The sequence below is a fragment of the Rhizobium sp. NLR10b genome, assembly GCF_019685435.1.
In the GTDB taxonomy this organism is placed as follows: Bacteria; Pseudomonadota; Alphaproteobacteria; order Rhizobiales; family Rhizobiaceae; genus Rhizobium.
The window spans coordinates 1-21,381 of sequence record NZ_JABDWV010000006.1 but is presented as its reverse complement, the minus strand read 5'-3'; the positions used below and the strand labels follow the sequence as shown (position 1 = coordinate 21,381).

General features: G+C 62.0%; 16 protein-coding genes. 9 read left to right on the top strand and 7 right to left on the bottom strand.

Going from position 1 to position 21,381, the window contains the following annotated elements:
* Positions 1-15 precede the first annotated feature (15 nt).
* From HJB91_RS10950 to HJB91_RS10915, 8 genes are all read left to right on the top strand, one after another.
* Positions 16-786 carry an SDR family NAD(P)-dependent oxidoreductase gene (locus tag HJB91_RS10950; protein ID WP_210633042.1) on the top strand — a complete coding sequence of 257 codons (771 nt, stop codon included), beginning with the start codon at positions 16-18 and terminating at the stop codon, positions 784-786.
* Between the two features lie 103 nt (positions 787-889).
* A complete protein-coding gene (locus HJB91_RS10945) occupies positions 890-1,228 on the top strand; it encodes a helix-turn-helix transcriptional regulator (RefSeq protein WP_221146055.1) in 339 nt (112 codons plus the stop codon).
* 78 nt (positions 1,229-1,306) lie between these two features.
* Complete coding sequence (locus HJB91_RS10940) at positions 1,307-2,200, top strand: LysR family transcriptional regulator (protein WP_210632931.1); 894 nt, start codon at positions 1,307-1,309, stop codon at positions 2,198-2,200.
* 134 nt (positions 2,201-2,334) lie between these two features.
* A complete protein-coding gene (locus tag HJB91_RS10935; protein WP_210632930.1) occupies positions 2,335-2,814 on the top strand; it encodes a formate dehydrogenase subunit gamma in 480 nt (159 codons plus the stop codon).
* Positions 2,811-4,367 carry an NADH-quinone oxidoreductase subunit NuoF gene (locus HJB91_RS10930; RefSeq protein WP_221146053.1) on the top strand — a complete coding sequence of 519 codons (1,557 nt, stop codon included), beginning with the start codon at positions 2,811-2,813 and terminating at the stop codon, positions 4,365-4,367. Before HJB91_RS10935 ends, HJB91_RS10930 begins: the two co-directional genes overlap by 4 nt.
* Positions 4,368-4,433: 66 nt before the next feature.
* Positions 4,434-7,313, top strand: coding sequence for a formate dehydrogenase subunit alpha (gene fdhF / locus HJB91_RS10925; RefSeq protein WP_221154720.1), 2,880 nt, complete (start codon positions 4,434-4,436; stop codon positions 7,311-7,313).
* A gap of 73 nt (positions 7,314-7,386) precedes the next feature.
* The gene (gene fdhD, locus HJB91_RS10920) at positions 7,387-8,211 is read left to right on the top strand and encodes a formate dehydrogenase accessory sulfurtransferase FdhD (protein WP_221154718.1); all 825 of its coding nucleotides are present in this window, start codon (positions 7,387-7,389) and stop codon (positions 8,209-8,211) included.
* The gene (locus HJB91_RS10915) at positions 8,201-8,446 is read left to right on the top strand and encodes a formate dehydrogenase subunit delta (RefSeq protein ID WP_184454821.1); all 246 of its coding nucleotides are present in this window, start codon (positions 8,201-8,203) and stop codon (positions 8,444-8,446) included. The genes fdhD and HJB91_RS10915 overlap by 11 nt, the downstream gene beginning before the upstream one ends.
* A gap of 257 nt (positions 8,447-8,703) precedes the next feature.
* Here the strand turns inward: HJB91_RS10915 and HJB91_RS10910 are convergent, their stop codons facing one another.
* The 3 genes from HJB91_RS10910 to rocF all read right to left on the bottom strand — a co-directional run bounded on the left by HJB91_RS10910 (position 8,704) and on the right by rocF (position 11,536).
* Positions 8,704-9,180: a chemotaxis protein CheW gene (locus HJB91_RS10910; RefSeq protein WP_064707940.1), complete on the bottom strand. Its 477-nt coding sequence runs from the start codon at positions 9,178-9,180 to the stop codon at positions 8,704-8,706.
* Between the two features lie 198 nt (positions 9,181-9,378).
* Positions 9,379-10,578 carry an ornithine--oxo-acid transaminase gene (gene rocD / locus HJB91_RS10905; RefSeq protein ID WP_221154716.1) on the bottom strand — a complete coding sequence of 400 codons (1,200 nt, stop codon included), beginning with the start codon at positions 10,576-10,578 and terminating at the stop codon, positions 9,379-9,381.
* Positions 10,579-10,600: 22 nt separating this feature from the next.
* Positions 10,601-11,536: an arginase gene (gene rocF / locus HJB91_RS10900; RefSeq protein WP_221154713.1), complete on the bottom strand. Its 936-nt coding sequence runs from the start codon at positions 11,534-11,536 to the stop codon at positions 10,601-10,603.
* A gap of 122 nt (positions 11,537-11,658) precedes the next feature.
* Between rocF and HJB91_RS10895 the strand changes: the two genes are divergently transcribed.
* Positions 11,659-12,096 (top strand): Lrp/AsnC family transcriptional regulator, encoded by a 438-nt coding sequence (locus tag HJB91_RS10895; RefSeq protein WP_210633041.1) that lies wholly within the window; start codon positions 11,659-11,661, stop codon positions 12,094-12,096.
* A 6-nt stretch (positions 12,097-12,102) separates the two neighbouring features.
* Here the strand turns inward: HJB91_RS10895 and HJB91_RS10890 are convergent, their stop codons facing one another.
* From HJB91_RS10890 to HJB91_RS10875, 4 genes are all read right to left on the bottom strand, one after another.
* A complete protein-coding gene (locus tag HJB91_RS10890; protein ID WP_221154710.1) occupies positions 12,103-18,525 on the bottom strand; it encodes a translocation/assembly module TamB domain-containing protein in 6,423 nt (2,140 codons plus the stop codon).
* Between the two features lie 61 nt (positions 18,526-18,586).
* The gene (locus tag HJB91_RS10885) at positions 18,587-20,515 is read right to left on the bottom strand and encodes an autotransporter assembly complex family protein (protein ID WP_221154708.1); all 1,929 of its coding nucleotides are present in this window, start codon (positions 20,513-20,515) and stop codon (positions 18,587-18,589) included.
* A gap of 166 nt (positions 20,516-20,681) precedes the next feature.
* Positions 20,682-20,939 (bottom strand): YMGG-like glycine zipper-containing protein, encoded by a 258-nt coding sequence (locus HJB91_RS10880; RefSeq protein WP_011427043.1) that lies wholly within the window; start codon positions 20,937-20,939, stop codon positions 20,682-20,684.
* A gap of 220 nt (positions 20,940-21,159) precedes the next feature.
* Positions 21,160-21,381 (bottom strand): hypothetical protein (locus tag HJB91_RS10875; protein ID WP_221102547.1); only part of this gene is annotated, 222 nt, incomplete at its 5' end.

Sequence of the window (21,381 nt, the reverse complement as noted above, 5' to 3'; positions counted from 1 at the left end):
GAGGAGGACGGCTTCGTGTTCCATCCGAGACTATTCGAGAATCGCAATGTCATCGTGACCGGCGCCGGGCGGGGCATCGGCCTCGAAGTGGCCCGGCAGTTCTTGGACTGCGGCGCAAAGGTGATCGTCCATATCGGGCGCAAACCGGGACGCGAGCTGCCGGATTTTCTGCTGACGGCTGAATCCGAAAGACGGGCGCTGTTGCTGCACGCCGATTTCACCGCCGTTGGCGGCGCTGCGCAATTTGCCGAAAATGCGCTCGCCTTCTTCGACAAGGTGCATGTGCTCGTCAATAACGCCGGCACCATGCTCGGCCGTTTTCCGGCTGCCACACTGACCGACGCAGATTATGAGGCGATCGTGCGTTTGAACCAGACGTCGGTGGTGGCGCTGACGCGTGCGTTGCTACCGGCATTGAAGGCGGCGGAAGGCGCTGCCATCGTCAACACCGTTTCAATTTCCGCGCTGACCGGCGGCAGCCCCGGTTCTTCGATCTATTCCGCCTCGAAAGCCTTCATTTCAACCTATTCCAAGGCGCTTGCCCGCGAGCTTGCGCCGGATGGCATCCGCGTCAATTGTGTCTCGCCCGGAACGATCGAGACGGATTTCCATGAGCGCTATTCTTCCCGCGAAAAGCTGGAGCAGACGAGAAAGTCTATTCCCTTGCAGCGGCTGGGCACAGCGGAGGATTGCGCTCCGGCCTATCTGTTCCTGGCGGCACCCTCCCTCTCCGGATACATTACCGGCCAGGTCCTCGAGATCAATGGCGGCCAGCTTATCTGCTGATTTAGTTAGACCTTTTTTGACATTTGATCACTTTTGGCAAATTCGCGTGTGCGAATATGCTATTGGGCTGATCTGCCTTTTCGCTTCCCTTCCGAGATGTCGAATGCCATTGCCCAAGCCCGAGCCGGGAATGTCCGGTCAGGAATTGCACAAACTCGCTGGAAACGCTCGTGAGGCGAGCGATCTGCTGAAGGCGCTGGCGCACCAGACCCGACTTCTAATTCTTTGCATACTCGCGACCGAGGAGCGGACGGTGGGTGAAATCGAAAATATCCTCGGCATTCAGCAGGCGATGGTCTCGCAGCAGCTCGCGCGTTTGAGGCTCGAAGGCCTTGTCAATACGCGCCGTCAGGGCAGGCTCGTCTATTACCGTATCGGCAATACGAGCGTGCTTGCCTTCCTCGAATCGCTGTTCGATCTTTTTCCTGCAGAAAACAATTAGCACCCGCCCTTGCGGAGCACGGTTGCTGCGTCGAAGATAGGCTGATCCGGATGATTTCGCGCCGGATCGGGAGACCGGATGATCGACAAGCTGGAATTTTTCATCGCCCTTGCCAACGAAAAGCATTTCGGCCGCGCCGCCGAGGAGTGCGGGATCTCGCAACCGACACTTTCGGCCGCCATCCGGCAGCTTGAAGACCAGCTTGGTGTCATGCTGGTGCAGCGCGGCTCGCGTTTTCAAGGGCTGACGCCGGAGGGGCAGCGGGTGCTTGAATGGGCGCGGCGCATCGTCGGCGACGCCCGCACCATGCGCGAGGAAATGCGCGCCGCCCGCCGTGGTCTTTCCGGCCACATCCGCCTCGCTGCCATTCCGACCGCGCTCGCCATGCTTTCGCGCATCACTACGCCCTTTCAGGAACGACATCCCGGAGTGACCTTCTCGATCGTCTCGCGGAACTCGCTGCAGGTGCTGAGCATGCTGGAAAATCTCGAAATCGAGGCCGGCATCACCTACCTAGAAAATGAACCGCTTGGCCGCGTTACGACCGTGCCCCTCTATGCCGAGCGCTACAATCTGATCACGGCCGCAGGCAGCCCGCTTTCCGATCGCGACAACGTGACTTGGCGGGAAGTCGGCGATCTTCGGCTTTGTCTATTGACAGCTGACATGCAGAACCGCCGCATCATCAACCGGCATCTGACGGAAGCCGGCGCCACGGTGCATCCGACGCTCGAATCCAATTCGATGATCGTGCTGTTCTCGCATGTCAGGACCGGTCGCTGGGCGAGCATCATGCCGCGCAACGTCGCGAAATCCTTTGGTTTTCCCGTGGAAATCCGGATGATTCCGATCGTCGAGCCTGAGGCGCATCATCTGGTCGGTCTTGTCGCGCCTTATCGCGAGCCCTTCACCCCGCTCGTTTCGGCCCTATTGCACGAAGCGAGAGTGCTCGTGCGGGATGAGGAGCTTTGATAGAAAAAACCTATCATTCCACGAGATAGCTTTATTGATCGTCATCGGCTTCCCTGAGATGTTGTCTGCACGATGGCGCTCGGCTGGGGAGGCCTGCCATCCCGAAACGAGCAAGCCGCCGGGAGGGCTGCCTGATGACCATTCATATCGCCGGAGGCGATATCGCAGCGCGTACACGGACCATCGTCGCCGACCTGCGCTTCCTTGAGGGACCGCTGCTTCCCATTCTGCACGAGGTTCAGCGAGAATTCGGTTATGTGCCGCAGGAAGCCCTGCCTGTGATTGCGGAGGAATTGAACCTCTCGCGCGCCGAAGTGCACGGGGTGATGACATTCTATCACGATTATCGCGACCATCCCGCCGGCCGCCACGTGCTGAAGCTCTGTCGCGCCGAGGCCTGTCAGTCGACGGGCGGCGATGCGTTGGCTGAACGCGTCAAGGCGCTGCTGGGCATCGATTTTCATCAGACGACGCTCGACGGCGCCGTGACGCTGGAGCCGGTCTACTGTCTCGGCCTTTGTGCCTGCGCCCCGTCGGCGATGCTCGACGGCGAGGTTTATGGCCGGCTCGACGATCAGCTGGTGGCGGAACTCGTTGCGGAGGCACGTCGATGACAGTCAAGATCTATGTTCCGCGCGATGCCGCTGCGCTGGCGCTCGGGGCCGAAAAGGTGGCAAAGGCGATTGCCCAGGAGATCGCCGCCCGCGGCTTCGATGCAGAGATCGTGCGCAACGGCTCGCGCGGAATGTTCTGGCTGGAACCGCTGGTCGAGGTCGAGGCCGCCGGCAGGCGCATCGGCTACGGGCCGGTGAAGGCAAGGGATGTGCCTGCTCTGTTTGACGCCGGAATGATGAACGGCGGCGGCCACCCGCTCTGTCTCGGGGGGGTTGAAGACCTCCCCTTCCTGAAGGAACAGACCCGCCTGACCTTCGCCCGCTGTGGCATCACCGACCCGCTTTCGCTTGGCGATTATGAGGCGCATGGCGGCCTTGCCGGCCTTCGCCGCGCCGTTTTGATGACGCCTGTCGAAATCGTCAAGGAAGTCACGGATTCCGGCCTGCGCGGACGCGGCGGTGCCGGTTTTCCCACGGGCATCAAGTGGAAGACGGTTCTCGATGCCAGCGGCGAACGCAAATATATCGTCTGCAACGCCGACGAAGGTGATAGCGGCACCTTCGCCGACAGGATGATCATGGAGGGCGATCCCTTCGTGCTGATCGAGGGCATGGCGATTGCAGGGCTTGCGACCGGCGCCACGAAGGGGTTCGTCTATACCCGTTCGGAATATCCGCATGCGATCGCCGTGATGAGCGAGGCCATCGGCATTGCCCGGCAGGCCGGCATTCTCGGGCCGTCAGTGCTTGGTTCGGGTCGCGCCTTCGATATCGAGGTGCGCACCGGCGCCGGCGCCTATGTCTGCGGTGAGGAAACGGCTCTCTTGAACAGTCTGGAAGGCAAGCGCGGCATCGTGCGCGCCAAGCCGCCGCTGCCGGCGCATAAGGGCTTGTTCGACTGTCCGACCGTCATCAACAATGTGATCTCACTTGCCTCGGTGCCTGTCATCCTGGAGAAGGGGGCCGCCTTCTACCGCGATTTCGGTATGGGCCGCTCGCGCGGCACCATTCCGCTGCAGATCGCCGGCAATGTCAGATATGGCGGCCTCTATGAGACCGCCTTCGGTCTTTCGCTCGGCGAGATCGTCGACAGGATCGGCGGCGGCACGAGGACCGGCCGACCGGTCAAGGCCGTGCAGGTCGGCGGACCATTGGGCGCCTATTTCCCGCGGGCTCTGTTCGATACGCCTTTCGACTACGAAACCTTCGCCGCCAAGGACGGGCTCATCGGCCACGCCGGCGTCGTTGTCTTCGACGACACGGCCGATATGCTGAAGCAGGCGCGTTTCGCCATGGAATTCTGTGCCGTCGAAAGCTGCGGCAAATGCACGCCCTGCCGCATCGGTTCGACCCGCGGCGTCGAGACGGTCGACAAAATCGCGCGCGGCATCGAGCCGGAGAAGAACCGGGTGCTGCTTGGCGATCTCTGCAATACCATGAAATTCGGGTCGCTCTGTGCGCTCGGCGGTTTCACGCCCTATCCCGTGGTGAGCGCCATGACGCATTTCCCGGAAGATTTCGCGCCGGCGCCGGTCGTGGAGGCGGCTGAGTGATGATCTTCCAAGCTACAGTCGCATGCCGTGACTTGCTCAATTCCATTTCCGTACAGGAGGCCGACCATGTCTCTCATCCATGAAATCGACTACGGCACTCCCGCTTCGAAATCCGAAACCATGGTGAGGCTCACCATTGATGGGCAGCAGATCAGCGTGCCGGAGGGCACCTCCATCATGCGCGCATCGATGGAAGCCGGTATCGAGGTGCCGAAGCTCTGCGCTACTGACATGGTCGATGCCTTCGGCTCCTGCCGGCTCTGTCTCGTCGAGATCGAGGGCCGCGCCGGCACGCCAGCCTCCTGCACGACGCCGGTGGCGGCAAACATGGTGGTGCACACGCAGACGGGACGATTGAAGGATATCCGCCGCGGCGTGATGGAGCTTTATATTTCCGATCATCCGCTCGACTGTCTCACCTGCGCTGCCAATGGCGATTGCCAGTTGCAGGATATGGCCGGCGCTGTCGGCCTGCGCGACGTGCGCTACGGCTATGAGGGCGACAATCACGTCAAGGCGCGCAGCAACGGCGACATCAATCTGAAATGGATGCCGAAGGACGAGTCCAATCCCTATTTCACCTATGATCCCTCGAAATGCATCGTCTGTTCGCTCTGCGTACGCGCCTGCGAGGAAGTGCAGGGCACTTTCGCGCTGGCGATCGAGGGGCGCGGTTTCGGTTCCCGCGTGTCACCCGGCATGCATGAGAATTTCATGGATTCCGAATGCGTTTCCTGCGGCGCCTGCGTCCAGGCCTGTCCGACGGCGACGCTGACGGAGAAATCGGTGATAGAGATCGGCCAGCCGGAGCATTCGGCCGTCACCACCTGCGCCTATTGCGGCGTCGGCTGCTCCTTCAAGGCGGAGATGCGCGGCGAGGAACTGGTGCGGATGGTGCCGTGGAAGGACGGACAGGCCAATCGCGGGCATTCGTGCGTCAAGGGCCGCTTCGCCTACGGTTATTCCACTCACAAAGACCGCATCCTCAACCCGATGATCCGCGAAAAGGTCAGCGATCCCTGGCGGGAGGTGAGCTGGGACGAGGCCTTCGCGCATGTGGCGTCGGAGTTCCGCCGCATCCAATATCAGTATGGCCGCGACGCGATCGGCGGCATCACCTCCTCGCGCTGCACCAATGAGGAAACCTATCTGGTGCAGAAGCTGGTCCGCGCCGGTTTCGGCAACAACAATGTCGATACCTGCGCCCGCGTCTGCCACTCGCCGACCGGCTACGGTCTCGGCCAGACATTCGGGACCTCGGCCGGCACGCAGAATTTCGACAGTGTCGAACAATCCGATGTCGTCGTCATCATCGGCGCCAACCCGACGGACGGCCATCCGGTGTTCGGGTCGCGGCTGAAGAAGCGGCTGCGCCAGGGGGCGAAGCTCATCGTCATCGATCCGCGCCGCACCGATATCGTCCGGTCGCCACATGTCGAGGCTTCCTACCACCTGCCGCTGAAGCCGGGCACCAATGTCGCAGTGATGACGGCGCTGGCACATGTGATCGTCACCGAAGGGCTCTACGACGAGGCATTCATCCGCGAGCGCTGCGACTGGTCGGAATTCGAGGACTGGGCGGCTTTCGTCGCTGAGCCGCAGCATAGTCCCGAACAGACGGAGGCTTTCACCGGCGTTCCGGCGGCGGACCTGCGCGGTGCGGCAAGGCTCTATGCCAAGGGCGGCAATGGTGCGATCTATTACGGCCTCGGTGTCACCGAACACAGCCAGGGTTCGACCACGGTGATTGCGATCGCCAACCTGGCGATGGCGACCGGCAATATCGGCCGCCCGGGCGTGGGCGTAAATCCGCTGCGCGGCCAGAACAATGTGCAGGGCTCCTGCGACATGGGCTCTTTCCCGCACGAGTTGCCCGGCTACCGGCATATTTCCGACGATGCGACGCGCGATATCTTCGAGAAGCTATGGGGTGTGAAGCTCAGCGACGAGCCGGGTCTGCGCATTCCGAACATGCTGGATGCGGCGGTCGACGGCTCGTTCAAGGGCCTGTACGTCCAGGGCGAGGACATTCTCCAGTCCGATCCCGATACGAAACATGTCGCCGCCGGGCTGGCGGCGATGGAATGCGTCGTCGTGCAGGACCTGTTCCTCAACGAGACTGCCAACTACGCCCATGTCTTCCTGCCGGGCTCGACCTTCCTCGAGAAAGACGGCACCTTCACCAATGCCGAGCGGCGCATCAACCGCGTTCGCAAAGTGATGACGCCGCGCAACGGCTATGGCGACTGGGAGGTGACGCAGAAGCTTGCCCATACCATGGGACTCGACTGGAATTATGCCCATCCGTCGGAGATCATGGATGAAATTGCCGCGACGACGCCGAGTTTCGCGCTTGTTTCCTACGATTACCTCGACAAGATGGGTTCGGTGCAGTGGCCCTGCGACGAGAAGAACCCGCTCGGGTCGCCGATCATGCATGTCAACGGTTTCGTGCGCGGCAAGGGCAAGTTCATCCGCACTGAATATGTGGCGACCGACGAACGCACCGGCCCGCGCTTCCCGCTGCTGCTCACCACTGGCCGCATTCTCAGCCAGTATAATGTCGGAGCGCAGACCCGGCGGACGGAGAATGTCGTCTGGCACGCGGAAGACCGGCTGGAGATCCACCCGCACGATGCCGAACAGCGCGGCGTCCGCGATGGCGACTGGGTGAAGCTCGCCAGCCGCTCCGGCGACACCACGCTCCGGGCGCTGATCACCGATCGTGTCGCGCCGGGCGTCGTCTATACGACCTTCCATCACCCCAATACGCAGGCCAACGTCGTCACCACCGACTTTTCCGACTGGGCGACCAACTGCCCGGAATACAAGGTGACGGCGGTGCAGGTCTCGCCGTCGAACGGGCCGAGCGACTGGCAGCTCGAATATGACGAGCAGGCGCGGCAATCGCGCCGCATCGCCGGCAAGCTCGAAGCGGCGGAGTGACGATGCAGGGGCGATTTGGCGTTGTCGGCAAGATCCTCCTTCCTCTCCTAGGGGAGAAGAGGAGGCGTCTGTGGTGACTTTCGCCACCACCGCCCGTGCTCCCGAAACCGCCCGCCGCAACGGCGTCATGCACAGCGGTTCGCGCATGGTGCCCGAGGAAGTGCCGATCGCCTTTTCCTATGGCGGCAGTTCGCATGCGGTGATGATGGCGACACCCGCGGATCTTGAGGATTTCGCCGTCGGCTTCAGCCTGACGGAAGGAATTATCGCCAAGCCGGCGGAGATATCCGCCATCGAGATCGTCGAGGGCGAGCAGGGTGTTGACGTGCAGGTCAGCCTTGCCGACGACGTCGCCGATCGGCTGCGGGCGCGCCGCCGCAGCATGGCCGGCCCGGTCGGCTGCGGGCTCTGCGGCATCGAATCGATCGAACAGGCAGTGCGGCCGGTGCCCAACGTCTCGACATCGCCGTTGACGCTGTCTCACGCGGATATCGTTCGGGCCGTTTCGCTTCTGAACGAGGCGCAGCCGCTGCATCGGCAGACGCGGGCCGTACATGGCGCTGGATTCTATCTTCCCGGCGGCGGGCTCATTGCGGTCCGTGAAGATGTTGGCCGCCACAACGCGCTGGACAAACTCTGCGGCGCCGTCATCCGCGCCGACGAAAGCGGCGGAAACGGCGCGGTCGTCGTCACCAGCCGGCTGTCGGTCGAGATGGTGCAGAAGGCGGCGATCCTCGGCAGCCCCACGCTCATCGCCATTTCAGCGCCGACAGCCCTTGCCATCCGCACGGCCGAAGAGGCCGGCATGACGCTCGTCGCGCTGGTGCGCGGCGAGGATTTCGAGATTTTCACACACCCGCACCGCATCTTGCCCGGAAGCATCGCCGATGTCGCATGATACCAAAACCAAGCTTGTCTATATGGCAAATCAGATCGCCACCTTTTTCAAGAGCCAGCCGCAAAACGAGGCCGCGCAAGGGGTCGCCACGCACATCAACAAATTCTGGGAGCCGCGCATGCGGCGGCAATTGTTTGAAATTCTCGAGAAAGAGGAGAACGGTCTGGATGCACTCGTGCTTCAGGCCGCTCCCATGATCCGCAAGCCGGAGGCGGAGGCAAACCAGGTCCGGTAATCCAAAGTGGCATCTGCCGGAGGGGAGGCAGCAGCAAGCTGCCTGGTCATGCGCCACTGCATACGTCATGAAATTTAATCGATTTAAAATATACGAAGTTCGAAGTGTTACAGCGTCCTTTGCGCGCCGGAAAATAACGCCGCCCGCCGCCAAGAGCACGATGATCACGACCAGACAAGCAAGTCTAGATTTCCGATGGCAAGCAATAAAAAACCGCCAAGAGCGGCGGTTTTCCGATATCCCATTGTTCTGGCAGATCAGGCGGCCAGTTCATCCGTCTCGTTTTCCTTGAACATCTTCGCGAGGTTCAGGAAGCAGATCATGCCGTTTTCCGAAGCGATGATGCCTTCGCAGAAAGCGCGGTCGAAGGAGGCGGTCACCTCGGGCACCGGCTGGACCTGGCTCGACGAGATGGTGAGAATGTCCGAGACGCGGTCGACGAGCATGCCGATGACCATGCTGTGAACTTCCGCGACCACGATGGCGCTGCGTTCGTTGGCAACGGTGCTCTTCATGCCGAGCTTATAGGCGAGATCAATGATCGGGATCACCGAACCGCGCAGGTTCATGACTCCGATGACATCGGCCGGCGAATGCGGGATCGGCGTCGAAGGCGCCCAGCCGCGGATTTCGCGAATGGTCGTAGTCTTGACGCAAAATTCCTGATCATGCAGGCGGAAGGCAATGATCTCGAGCGTATCGCCGCTGAAGCTAGTGGAATTGATCGTGGCCATTAGAATTCTTCCCAACTGTCGTAAGCCAAAGCAGAAGCGGGTGCGCCACCATTGGCGCCAACGAGCTTTGCCTTCACACCACGCGATGACTTTGCACTTGGCAAAGCATCGTTACGGTTAGCAACGACATTAACGGAAGAGTGTTGCCCAAATCTAAATCGGGAATGGAAGCGTGAAGCTTTTCCGCCCCGATCTATTTCAGCCGATCGTTTTTTCGATCCGCGAGACGGCCCAATCGACCTGCTCCCTCGTTATAACAAGTGGCGGAGCGAGGCGGATCGTGTGGTCATGGGTGTCCTTGGCGAGAAGGCCGCGCTCCTTCAGCGCATGGCAATATTGCCGCGCGCCGCCGGCTTCGGGCTCCAGCTCGATCGCCATCATCAGGCCACGACCGCGCACCTCCCTGACAATGTTGGAGCGGATCGACCTCAAGCCTTCGATGAAATAATCACCCATCGCGGCGGCATTGTCGATCATGCCTTCCTCCACGAGCACCTTGAGGGCCGTGCGCGCCACCGCGCAGGCGAGCGGATTGCCGCCGAAGGTCGAGCCGTGCTGGCCGGGCTTCAGCACGCCCAGCACCTCGGAATTGGAAAGGACGGCGGATACGGGATAGAAGCCGCCGGAAAGCGCCTTGCCGATCAGCGTGACATCGGCCTCTATGCTTTCGTGCTCCTCGGCCAGCAGCTTGCCGGTGCGGCCGAGGCCGGTCTGGATCTCATCGAGGATCAGAGTCACGTTGTTATCAGTGCAGAGTTCCCGGATACGGGTAAAGTAACCGGCCGGCGGGATGATAACGCCGGCTTCGCCCTGAATCGGCTCGATCAGGGCTGCCACGGTATTGCCGTTGATCGCGGCCTCGAATGCCTCGGCATCGCCGAAGGGAATGATGCGGAAGCCAGGCGTGTAGGGGCCGAAGCCAGTGCGGGCGTCGGGATCTGTGGAGAAACTGATGATGCTCAGCGTGCGACCATGGAAATTGTCGGCGCAGACGATGATCTCCGCCTTGCCTTCAGGTACGCCCTTGACCTCATAACCCCACTTGCGCACCGCCTTGATGGCGGTCTCCACCGCTTCAGCGCCGGAATTCATCGGCAGGATCTTGTGCGAGCCCGTAAGTGCGGCAAGCTCCTCGTAGAGATGGGCGAGCTGGTCGTTGCGGAAGGCGCGGGAGGTGAGCGTCAATCTGCCGGCCTGCTCGACCATTGCGGCGAGGATTTTCGGGTGGCAATGGCCCTGATTGACGGCAGAATAGGCCGAGAGGCAATCGAGATAACGGTTGCCGTCGGTATCCCAGACATACACGCCTTCGCCGCGCGTGAGCACCACGTCGAGCGGCTTATAGTTGTGAGCGCCGAGCCGCTGTTCCGTGGCGATCAGTTTTTCCGAAGTGTTCATGGCGCTTCTCCCTCAGCCTTGTCTATGCGGCACGTGTCGGACGATCGAAGATGCGGCGGCCGAACAGGCTTGCCGTCAGTTCCACCAGGATGCGGGCGCTTTTGCCGCGATCATCGAGAAACGGATTGAGCTCGACGAGATCGAGCGACGAGACGAGGCCGCTGTCCGAAAGCATTTCCATGACAAGATGCGCCTCGCGTAAGGTCGCACCGCCGGGCACCGTCGTACCGACGCCGGGGGCGATGTCGGGATCGAGGAAATCGAGATCGAGGCTGACATGCAGCAGGCCGTTGGCCTTGGCGACAGCAGCGAGAATCTCCCGCATGATAGCGCCGATGCCCTGCTCGTCGATGGCGCGCATATCGAAAACGTTGACGCCGTGTTCATGGATTTCCTCGCGCTCGCGCGCATCGACCGAACGGATACCGACCTGGAAGACATTCTTCGGGTCGACGAAGGGCCGGTCCTTCGGGAGGATTTCGGCGAACTCCGCCTCGCCGCAGAAGAAGGCAACGGGCATGCCGTGCATATTGCCGGAGGGCGACGTGGCCGGAGAGTTGAAATCGGCATGGGCATCGAGCCAGAGCACGAAGAGCGGGCGCTCCTTGCTGGCGGCATAACGCGCCATGCCGGAGACGCTGCCCATCGACAGGCTGTGATCGCCGCCGAGAATCAGCGGAAAGCGGCCGGCGGCGGCGACGTCATAGACGCTGCTTTCCAATGCGCGGGTGAAGGCACCGACGATCCTCAGATTGTGGGCTTTCGGATGATTCGGCAGATCCATCGCGGGCACGATGGAGAGATCGCCGATATCGGCGACGTCGTGGCCGAGATCAATTAGGGTCTGGTCGACGCCGGCAATCCGCAGCGCCGCCGGCCCCATGGCGGCGCCTCTGCGACCCGAACCTTCTTCCAAGGGTGCGCCGATGAGGGTGACAGATCGCGATTGCGCATTCATTCGATGGCTCCGTGTTGAGGCCTGTTTCGGCCGATAGTGGGATAAAGGGCTGGCGGCAAAAAGATGGAAAAGTGCCAGAAATGGATTATGATTGCGCAGATTGGTAAAGCTATTTTGACAAAGTGTTCGACGTGGACGATCTCGATACCGAACTTCTGAGTGCCCTTCGCCACAATGCCCGCATGTCCGTCTCGTCGCTGGCGGCGATGACCGGTGCATCGCGGGCAACGGTCGCCGCCCGTATCGACCGGCTGGTCGTCAGCGGCACCATCGTCGGCTTCACCATCCGCACCAGTCACGAGACGCGATCCGCCGGCGTGCGCGCTATCGTCATGATCGAGGTGCTCGGCAAGCTCGCCGACAGGGTGGCCGATCAGCTCAGGGGCCTGCCGCAGGTGCGCGCGCTTCACAGCACCAACGGCAAATGGGATTTCGTCGCCGAGCTGGAGGACCGCGATCTTGCCGCCTTTGACGAGACGCTGCGTCGAATCAGGTTGATCAACGGCATCAATTCGACCGAGACCAACATTCTTCTCAAAACGAGCAAGACGGGTTTCTAAGCCGCTTCAATATTCCCGTTCATAGACGATGCCTGCTTCGCCGGCGCCATTGCCGCCGGCGGCTCCCCGCAATTTGACACCGCGGCCGACATCGAGATTGATGATGGCCTTGGCGCCGGCCGAGCCGCCCTGCTGCAATTCGAAATAGGTACGGTCGTTGAGATAACGGCCGACGCTGACACTCGTCTGGCCCTTCTCGTCGGTGCTGACGTCGAAATCGTCAACGCCGAGCTGGTTGCGCAGACCCTCGAAAAGCGAAGTGGAGCGGTTGCCGGCCAGCTGGCTGACCGCGTCGGCGAGCTGGGCGATCTGCACCGGCGACAGCTTCGACATCGACTGGCCGAAGATCAGCTGCGCCAGCACCTCGTCCTGCGGCAGCTGGGGCGAAGAGGAAAAGGTGATCGAAGGATCGGTGGCAAGGCCTGAGACATCGACCGTCAGGGTCGTCGTGCCGGAGGTGGAGGTCGCTTCCATGTCGAGCGCTGGCGTCAGGTCGCCGGCAAAGGTGATTTTGCTCTTGTCGGAGAAATTGAGGCGGCGATTGAGAATGGTCAGCCGTCCGCGGCGCATCGTAAAGCCGCCGGTGACGATGGGTGCTGCCGCCGTTCCGCGGATCGTCACGCGGCCTCCAAGCTCGGCATCGATGCCGCGGCCGCGCACGAAGATCTGCGAGGGCGCATCGATTTCGAGGTCGAGCGTGATAACGGAGGACTTTTCGCCCGGCTTTTGCTTGCCTTCATCGCGCAGCTGCGCCAGCACTGCTCGCGGTGCATTCTTATGCCGGATGTCGATTTCACGCAGCGAGGTCGGCAATCTCTCCGGGACGGTGATCGAGGTCTTGTCCAGCCGCAGCTTACCGCTCAGCGTCGCGCTCATGATCGGCCCGCGCAGGCCGACTGCCCCGTTGACGGTGGAGACGACGAGCGTTCCGTCGACATAGACGGCCTTGTCGAGCTTGATCGAAATGTCGGCGGGAAAGCCGCCGGCGGGCTGGATGCCGATGGTGCCGCTTGCCGAAATCGTGCCGCCGCCGCCAAGATTGCCGCTGAGGCGCGAGATGACGGCCTGGTTGCCATTGAAGGTGACGATGGCTGCGACATTGTTGATGGCAAGATTGCGCCTGACGTCGACGAGCTTGGCCCCTGATGTCGAGACAGTGCCGTTGATGATGGGTGCTGCGGCCGTTCCGCCAATCTTAAGATCGACGTTGGCGACGCCGTCGGCGACAAAGCCCTGCTGTGCGAGCGGCGCGCCAAGCACGGCGAAAGGAACATTGCCGTTGAAGCGCATGTCGATGGCGCGGTTGCCCGATATCACCACGCTGCCGCCGCCCTTCAGCGACATGCCGGCGTCGCCGGCCAGGCTGGTGTCGACCGTCAGCCTGTTGTCGGCAAGCTTGCCGGATGCCCCGATGCTGAACGGCGAAAGACCGGCGCCTTTCGTCTGGCTCGTCGCGGCATTCTTCCAGTCGACCTTGAAATCGACGGCGGGTGAGGACAGCGTGCCCGTCGCTTTGGCCGTCGCCGAGATGGTACCCTCGGCTCCGATGCCCGGAACAAAGCCGTTGGCGATGGCGGCCGGAACATTGGCAGCGTTCGCGGTGACGTCGATCGATCGGATCGTTGTGCCTGCAATGGACAAATTACCGGCGGCCTTCAGCGAAATGCCGCCGCCGCCGCTGAGGTCGGCATCGAAATCCAGTCGGTCGCCGGCATATTTTCCCGTCGCCGCCAAGGCAAGCCGGGAGAGGCCGGCGGCCTTGGTGTGGCTGGTCGCGGCATCTTTCCAGTTGAGCTTGAAATCGACGATCGGGTCTGCCGGCGTTCCCGATGTCTGGGCGCTCGCCGACAGTGTGCCTTCAGCACCAAGGCCGGGAACAAAGGCATTGGCGATATTTGCCGGCAGCGCCGGAATGTCGGCATTGATCGAAAGGTCGCGGATGGCCGTTCCCGCGATCGTCAAGCCACCCGCCGCCTTGGCCAACATGCCCTCCTTGCCGGCAAGGCTGGCATCGAAAGCGACCCTGTCATTGGCGAACTTGCCGGAGGCCACGGCGCTCAAACCCGATAAGCCGCTGCTCCTGGTCTGCGCGGTGGCGGCGTTCTTCCAGTCGAGCTTGAAATCGACGGCGGGTCTTGGCAGCGCGCCTGAGGCGGATGCCGTTCCCGACACCATGCCCTCCGCGGCAAGACCCGGAACAAAGCCGTTGGCAAGGGCTGCTGGCAGATTGACGAGATCGGCCTTGACGTCGAGGTTGCGGACCGAGGCGCCCGATATCGCCACATTGCCCGCGGCATTCAGCGAGAGGCCGTCCTTGCCGCCAAGATTGGCGTTAAAGGCGAGCTTGTTGTCGACGAGGTGTCCCGATGCGGCAAGCGCGAGGCCGGAAAGATGCGCGCTTCTGGTGTGGCTGGTTGCGGCATCCGCCCAGTCGAGCTTGAAATCGGCCTTGGGTGCAGCGGGTGTTCCTGCTGCCGAGAGCGTGCCGGATATCATGCCGCCGGCCGCAAGATCGGGGACGAAGGCATTGGCGAGAGCGGCGGGGAGTTTGACGATTTCGGCATCGACTTTCATACTGTCGATCGTCGTACCAGCAAGAGCGACGTTGCCCATGGCCTTCAATGCGAGACCTTGATCGCCACCGGCGGCCGCGTTGAAATCCAGCTTGTTATCGGCAAATTTCCCCGATGCGGTAATGTCGAGAGCGGCAAGGCCGGCACGCTTCGTGTGGCTCGTCGCGGCGTCTTTCCAATTGAGGTCGAAATTGGCGGTCGGGGCGGAAAGCGAGCCCGCAGCCGAGAGCCTACCCGAGACCGTGCCTTCGGCAGCGAGATCGGCGACGAAGCTGTTTGCCAGGCTTGCCGGGACATTTGACAGTGTCGCATCGGCCGCGACCGCGCTGATCGTCGTGCCGGTAACGGCGGCATTGCCGTTCGCCTTCAGCGAGAGGTTGTTGGCGCCGGCAATCGCGGCGTCGAAATCAAGCTTGTTGTCGGTGAATTTTCCGGACGCGGTGACGCCAAGACCGGCGAGGCCGGCCCGTTTCGTGTGGCTCGTCGCGGCGTTTAGCCAATGGAGATCGAAATCGGCGGTCGGGGCTGCAAGCAGCCCGCTGGCCGCGACCGTTCCGGAGAGCGTGCCTTCTGCTGCGAGATCGGGAACGAAGCCGTTGGCAATAGCTGCCGGGATATTGTCCAGTGTTGCGTCGACCTTGACGTCACCGATCGTCGTCCCGGCGATATCCACGTTGCCGTTTGCCTTGAGCGAGAGCCTGTCGGCGCCGATGGCTGCGGCGCCGAAATCGAGCTTGTTGTCCACGAATTTGCCAGATGCGGTCACATCAAGAGCCGCGAGGCCGGCGCGCTTCGTGTGGCGCGTCGCGGCGCTTTTCCAGGCGATGTCGAAATTGGCGGTTGGAGCCTTAAGGGAACCGGAGGCGGTCACCTTTCCCGTGATCGCGCCTTCGGCGGCGAGATCGGAAACGAAACCATTGGCGACCTGCGCAGGCAGGTTGAGGATATCGGCGTTGATATCGAACACCGGCGCCGTCGGATCAGCGAGCGCGACGTCGCCGCGGGCCTTGAGCAACAGGCTGTCGGCACCGGCGATTGTCGCGTCGAAATCGAGCTTCTTGTCGACGAATTTACCGCTGGCAGTGATGCCGAGCGGTGTCAGGCCCGCGCCCTTAAGCTGCCCTGTCGTCGCATCCTTCCAGTCGAGTTTGAAATCGGCGATGGGTGCTGCCGGCGTTCCCGTCACGGCAATCGTTCCCGAGATCGTGCCGCCAGTCGAAAGATTCGGTACGAAACCGTCGACGAGTGACGCCGGCAGCTCCTTGATGACGGCATCGAGCTTCAGCGTCTCGCCGGCCGAACCGGTAACCGATACCGAGCCGGCGCCGGTCTTCAACGTCAGTCCGTCCAGATTGGCGACACCGCCGGTGACCGTGACCCGCGTCGGCGCAGCGAGCTCGATCGGAATGTTGCGGGGGCTTGCCGAGAGTCGATCGAGGTTGAAGCCGATATTGCCGGCGGCCATCTCACTCGTACCGTCCGCGATCACGGGATTGCCGTCATAGGTAGCATCGAGGTCGAATTTGGTGCGGTCTTGCTGTTTGGTAAAGCTGAGAGAAAGTTCGCCAAGTTTGTTCGCTCCGGCAGCCAGTTCCTCGGCCCTGACCGTGCCGTTTGCGGCAAGGGCGCTGAGATCGCTGACCGTGATGTCGATATCCGGCTTGACGATCGCCAGCGTATCGCGGCGGATCGAGGCGCCTGACGCAACGAGCTTGAGCGCGATCTTGCCGCCGTCGCTCTCGATGCCGAGCGACCCTTTGAGATCTCCTTCGGCTTTCTGTCCGCCAAGCGCAGCCAGCAAGCCGAGCTCGGGGAAATCGAAGGTCAACGCGCCTGAGGGTGCAAAGGAGGGCGAGAGCTCCAGATTGCCGGTCAGCCGGTTGCCGCCGATATCGGCGGTCAGTGCGGGAATGCTCGTCCTGCCGTTTTCAGAACGGACGTCGCCGCTGATGCCGATCGGCTGTCCGTCGATCGTGCCGGTGGCCGCAAATTTCCCCTGCGGCGCCTTGGGATCGGCGATACCCGACAGATCGACATTGAGGTTGGCGAGCATGCGATCGGCCATCTCAAGGCTGGGAGCCTTGAGATTGGCCGTCATGGAGATCGCCGGCAGTTCGCCTCCGACTCTCAGCGCGTAACCTGCTCCGCCACTCGCACCCGCAATCAGCTTGCCGATATCGGGCAGCCGACCTGAGAGATCGGCGTTCAACATCGAGCCGTCGAGCGCGACGTTGCCGGCGGCTTCAAGCGTGCCGGATTTCAGGACGAGGTTGGACAGCGCGAATTTCGACGGGATAGTGCCGGTCACCTGGCTTTCGAGCGTGATCGGCTGATCAAACCTGCTCGCCGCCGCGGCCGGCAGGGCCGCCGGCTCGACGCTCAGCTTGACATTGCCGGTCAGCGCTCGGTCCCCCAGCCGATAGGAACCGTTGAGGCTGCCGTTGATATTGGCGCTTTCGACGGTGGTGCCATTGAAGCCGATGTCTCCCGGCGAAATCTGGAGCGGCGCGGCGATCGTGATAGGGCCTTGAACTGCGCGGTTGAGGTTCGGTTCGGCAAAGGTTGCGTCGCCGGCCACGAGGCGCAGCTGAACGCTGCCGGAACGAGCGGCAAGATTGAAGGCGTCGCTCTTTGCCGTCAGCTTGACGTTGCCGATATCGGCCTGCGGCAGGGTTGCGCTGTCGAGCGAGCCGCTGAGGCTCAATCGGGCGGTCTGCGCGTCGCCTGTTAGAGCCAGGTTCAGACCCGATATCAGGAAGCGCGCTTCGCCTTCGGCGAGCGGCCAGCGGAAATCGACAGGGCCGGATGTGCCGAGCAGATTGGCGTTCAGGCTGTTGTTGCCGGTCGGGTCAAGCGCGCCCGATGCGGCGATGACAACGCTGCCGGTGGCGATATTGCCTGTCTGGATATCGATCTTGCCATGGTCGTCGAAGGTGGCGGCAAGGTCGATATTGGTCTGGCCGGCGAAAAGAGGCCGGAATGCCGCGGGAAGAAGCGAGCTCAGGTCACCGCCACCCTTGAGATCGAGATGGTGCAGCCCGTCTGCGCCAATCGCATGTCGGCCCTCGATTGCAGCGCGCTGTTGCCCGTCGAGCGCAGCCTGCATTTTGCCTGTCCAGTCGGATATCGGTCCCTGGCCGTCGAGGTTGATGTTGACGGCAGGATTGCCAGGCAGGCCGAGGAAGCCCGCCAAAAGCCCACCCTTCGGCTCGGCAAGCTGCGCCTTCAGCCGCAGCCGGTTTTCGGCCGGAGCGTAGGCGATATCGGCGCTAAGCCGCGCATCCGGAACTGCATGGCGGCTGACATTGACCATCGCTTCGCCGCCGTCGCCATCCGCCGTAAGGCTGCCTACGGCGGCGAGCGCGAAGGCGCGTCCCGCAAAAGCTTCGGCGAGTTTGATATCGGGCAGGGCCACATGGTCGACATCGACCTTAACCGGAAGTGCGAAGCCGCCGGAATTTTCTGCGTTGGGCCGGGAGGGCAGGGTGCGCACCGGCTTGCGCAGCACGCTGATCGTCTCGATCTGGAAACGCTTGGCGTGGAATGTTCCCGTCAGCAGCGCCAGCGGGTTCCAGTCAATCGCCACGCCGTGAATTTCCGCAAAAACGCCCCTTGTGTCGGATAGGGAGATTTCGGCGGCGCGAAGCCCGCCGGTCAAAAGCCCCTCCGGTTCGCGCACCTCGATCGTCATGTCGCGGTTGGAAAGGGTGGAGGCGATCCTTTCGGTGACGATGCGGGCGCCAAAGGAAGTGAAGCCGAAGATCGCAAGTGCCGCGACAGCGAGAATCAAAATGGCGCCGACAGCAAAGCCTGTGACCCGCACGATCCAGTTGATGATTTTTGCCAGCGTTTGCATCGGCGCGGACTACCCCGTTTTCATGCGGCCCACAGATCGGAAGGAACCCGAATCGGCAATCCTAGAAGGATTGGCCGATGCCGGCATAAATTCCATAATCTGTGCCATCTTCGTACTTGTTCAGCGGCACGGCAAAATCAAGCCGCAGCGGCCCGAAAGGTGTGGCATATCGTATTCCCGCGCCGGCGCCGGCGCGGATATCGGAAAAACCCGGAAAGGTGCTGTCCGATACGGTGCCGACATCGATGAAGGGCACGAGGCCGATCGTATCGGTGATCCTGAAGCGGGCCTCCAGCGACCCGGTCACATAGGAGCGGCCGCCGGTGGCATCGCCGTTGTCGTTGTAAGGCGAGATTTCCTGAAAGCTGTATCCGCGCACCGAGCCGCCGCCGCCGGCGAAAAAGCGTTGCGTGGCAGGGATATCCTCGATCCCGCCGCCGCCGATCAGCACGCCGGCGGCGACCTTGCCTGCAAGCACGAGGCGATCTTCGGCGCCGAACGGAAGATAGCCGGAGATCGAACCCTCGAACGCCGCATAGGGGATGGCATTGAAGATCTCGTAGCCGGGCTTTGCCGACACCGTTGCGCGATAACCTTCGGTCGGATTGAACTTATCGTCGCGTGCGTCACGATCATATTGAAGCGGCAGGGCGATGGTCAGATAATCGTTGGTACCGAATGCGTCGTCATCACGCTCCCAGCTGACTTCGCCGCTCGCCGACACCGTGTCCTTCTCGGTCAGTTCATAGGAAAGGCCGAGCGAGGCGGTGACGAGCGTCGCATCATAAGCGTCCGGATTCTGGGTCTTGGCGACGATGCCGGCCTTCAGCGTGGCGGCCGGGAAGAAGGCGCCGGGCTTGGTGAAGAGGATGCCGGCCGAATAGTCGAGGCTGCCGACATCGGTGGTTTCACCGAGCCGCGAGACCGAGCCTTCGATCCTCAGCGTCTCGGCTTCGCCGAACAGGTTGCGGTGACCCCAATAACCCTGGATGCCGAGGCCGTCGGTGGTGGAATATTGCGCGCCGACGCCGAAATAGCGCCTCTTGCCTTCGGACACCTCGATCGTCATCGGCAGCGTGCCGTCCGGCGCCAGCGCATCGCCCTCATGAATGGTGACGCTCGAAAAGATGCCGAGGGCGCGCAGCCGCTCGCCGGCCTTCTTCAGCGTTTCCGGCGAATAGGGGTCCCCTTTGTTCAGCCGGGAATAACGCTGGATGAACGCAGGCCGCACGGTTTTTTCGCCGGTGACCCCGACATCGCCGATCGGGGCGACAGGCCCGCCTTCGGCAGCAAGCACGATGTCGACCGTGTCGCTCCTGTGATCGGCTACGACCTTGCGTTCGGTCAATTTGGCGAAGGGCCGGCCTTCGCTTTTCAACTGCTCGACTATTCTGTCGCCGGCCTTGATGATGGCGAGCGAGCCGGCCTCGGCGCCGGGGGCAAGGTCGTAGTCGGCGGGATTGCGATCCGCGGCGTCGCCGCCGAACTGCACCTCTCTGACCTTGAAAACAGGGCCTGGTGTTATATCGACTGTGACGGGGACCGGCCCGGAGCGGTCGAATGTCGGATTGGGCGGCAGGTCGTCGATATTTTTGCCGTCGATGGTGATCGTCACCACTCCGCCATACCGGGCCTTTTCATAGAGCGCAGCGACCAGTCGCTCGCGGTCGTCACGCGCCTTGACGACGATGCCGAGATCGCCGGAGACGGGCTGTTTCTGGTCGCTGACAAGGCGGGAGCTGTTTTCGAGCGCTTCCCTGAGATCCGGATCGGTGGTGTCGGCCTTGAGGTCGACGTGATAGCGCACCGGATCAGGCACCTGTTCGCTCTCATCCTCCTCCTTGCCGAAGATGGTGATGCCGAAAAGCTTGAAGGCGTAAGCATCGCCGATCAGGACCGGTGAGAAAGCAGCTGCCGCTGCGACCACCATCATGGTGCCTGTTCGCCGATACGCAAAACCTATTTTCGGACTTGTCCCTCTAATCCGCATCCGCTGCTTTTGGTTACGCCTACATGAAGCTTCGTTGCCCAGCCGTGAACAGCTTAGCGGCAAAATCGCGCAGGGTGTACCATTTTAAATTGCCCACGCGCTAATTCGGTACAAAAAATCCCGGATGTGTGGCCGGGATTTCCTGTTTTGCCGTTTGTCAGCGCCCTCAGCGCGGGCAAGCATCGATGTAACGGCGGCCGTAGCGGTCGCGATAGTAGCACTGGCCGGGCTGTTCCGCGACGCTGCCGATCAGGGCGCCCGACACGCCGCCGATGGCGGCTCCGACCGCAGCACCTCGGACATTCCCGGTCACTGCGCCGCCAATGACGGCGCCGGATGCAGCACCAATACCGGCACCCTGCTGGGTCGGCGTGCAGCTTGCGACTGACAGGCCGATCAATGCGAGTATGACAGCTTTTTTCATCTCTTTCTCCTGGGTTATCGCCCAATGGGCATAGGCCGTCCCTATTGTTTTTTTGGCACGCTAGCCCGAAAACTATGTCGGAAGAAAGGGTTGTCCACCAGTGCCGCGATTTTTTTGCAGGACGAGTGTCGTCGCGGGGCCTGTGGTTTTGCGATTTCCATCGCGCTGCGCCCTATCAAACTCACGGATGATTGCGCCCATATTTTTTATCTGGAATCATTCAAAAATCTGGGCCTTTTGCCGCAGTTGATGTTAAAGCAAAGGGTAAGCATTGACGCGCGGACGTCCGATCGGCAAGAACGGCCGCGTGATACTGGAGCATATGATGGATTTCGAAGCATTTTTCAAAAACGAGCTGGACGGGCTTCATGCCGAGGGCCGCTACCGCGTTTTTGCCGATCTCGAGCGTCACCGCGGCAATTTCCCGCGGGCGACGCGCCAT

Coding starts and splice junctions, on each gene's coding strand:
- HJB91_RS10945 (WP_221146055.1), top strand. CDS start 890: ATGCCATTGCCCAAGCCCGAGCCGGGAATGTCCGGTCAGGAATTGCAC.
- HJB91_RS10940 (WP_210632931.1), top strand. CDS start 1,307: ATGATCGACAAGCTGGAATTTTTCATCGCCCTTGCCAACGAAAAGCAT.
- HJB91_RS10935 (WP_210632930.1), top strand. CDS start 2,335: ATGACCATTCATATCGCCGGAGGCGATATCGCAGCGCGTACACGGACC.
- HJB91_RS10930 (WP_221146053.1), top strand. CDS start 2,811: ATGACAGTCAAGATCTATGTTCCGCGCGATGCCGCTGCGCTGGCGCTC.
- fdhF (WP_221154720.1), top strand. CDS start 4,434: ATGTCTCTCATCCATGAAATCGACTACGGCACTCCCGCTTCGAAATCC.
- HJB91_RS10915 (WP_184454821.1), top strand. CDS start 8,201: ATGTCGCATGATACCAAAACCAAGCTTGTCTATATGGCAAATCAGATC.
- HJB91_RS10910 (WP_064707940.1), bottom strand. CDS start 9,180: ATGGCCACGATCAATTCCACTAGCTTCAGCGGCGATACGCTCGAGATC.
- rocD (WP_221154716.1), bottom strand. CDS start 10,578: ATGAACACTTCGGAAAAACTGATCGCCACGGAACAGCGGCTCGGCGCT.
- rocF (WP_221154713.1), bottom strand. CDS start 11,536: ATGAATGCGCAATCGCGATCTGTCACCCTCATCGGCGCACCCTTGGAA.
- HJB91_RS10890 (WP_221154710.1), bottom strand. CDS start 18,525: ATGCAAACGCTGGCAAAAATCATCAACTGGATCGTGCGGGTCACAGGC.
- HJB91_RS10885 (WP_221154708.1), bottom strand. CDS start 20,515: ATGCGGATTAGAGGGACAAGTCCGAAAATAGGTTTTGCGTATCGGCGA.
- HJB91_RS10880 (WP_011427043.1), bottom strand. CDS start 20,939: ATGAAAAAAGCTGTCATACTCGCATTGATCGGCCTGTCAGTCGCAAGC.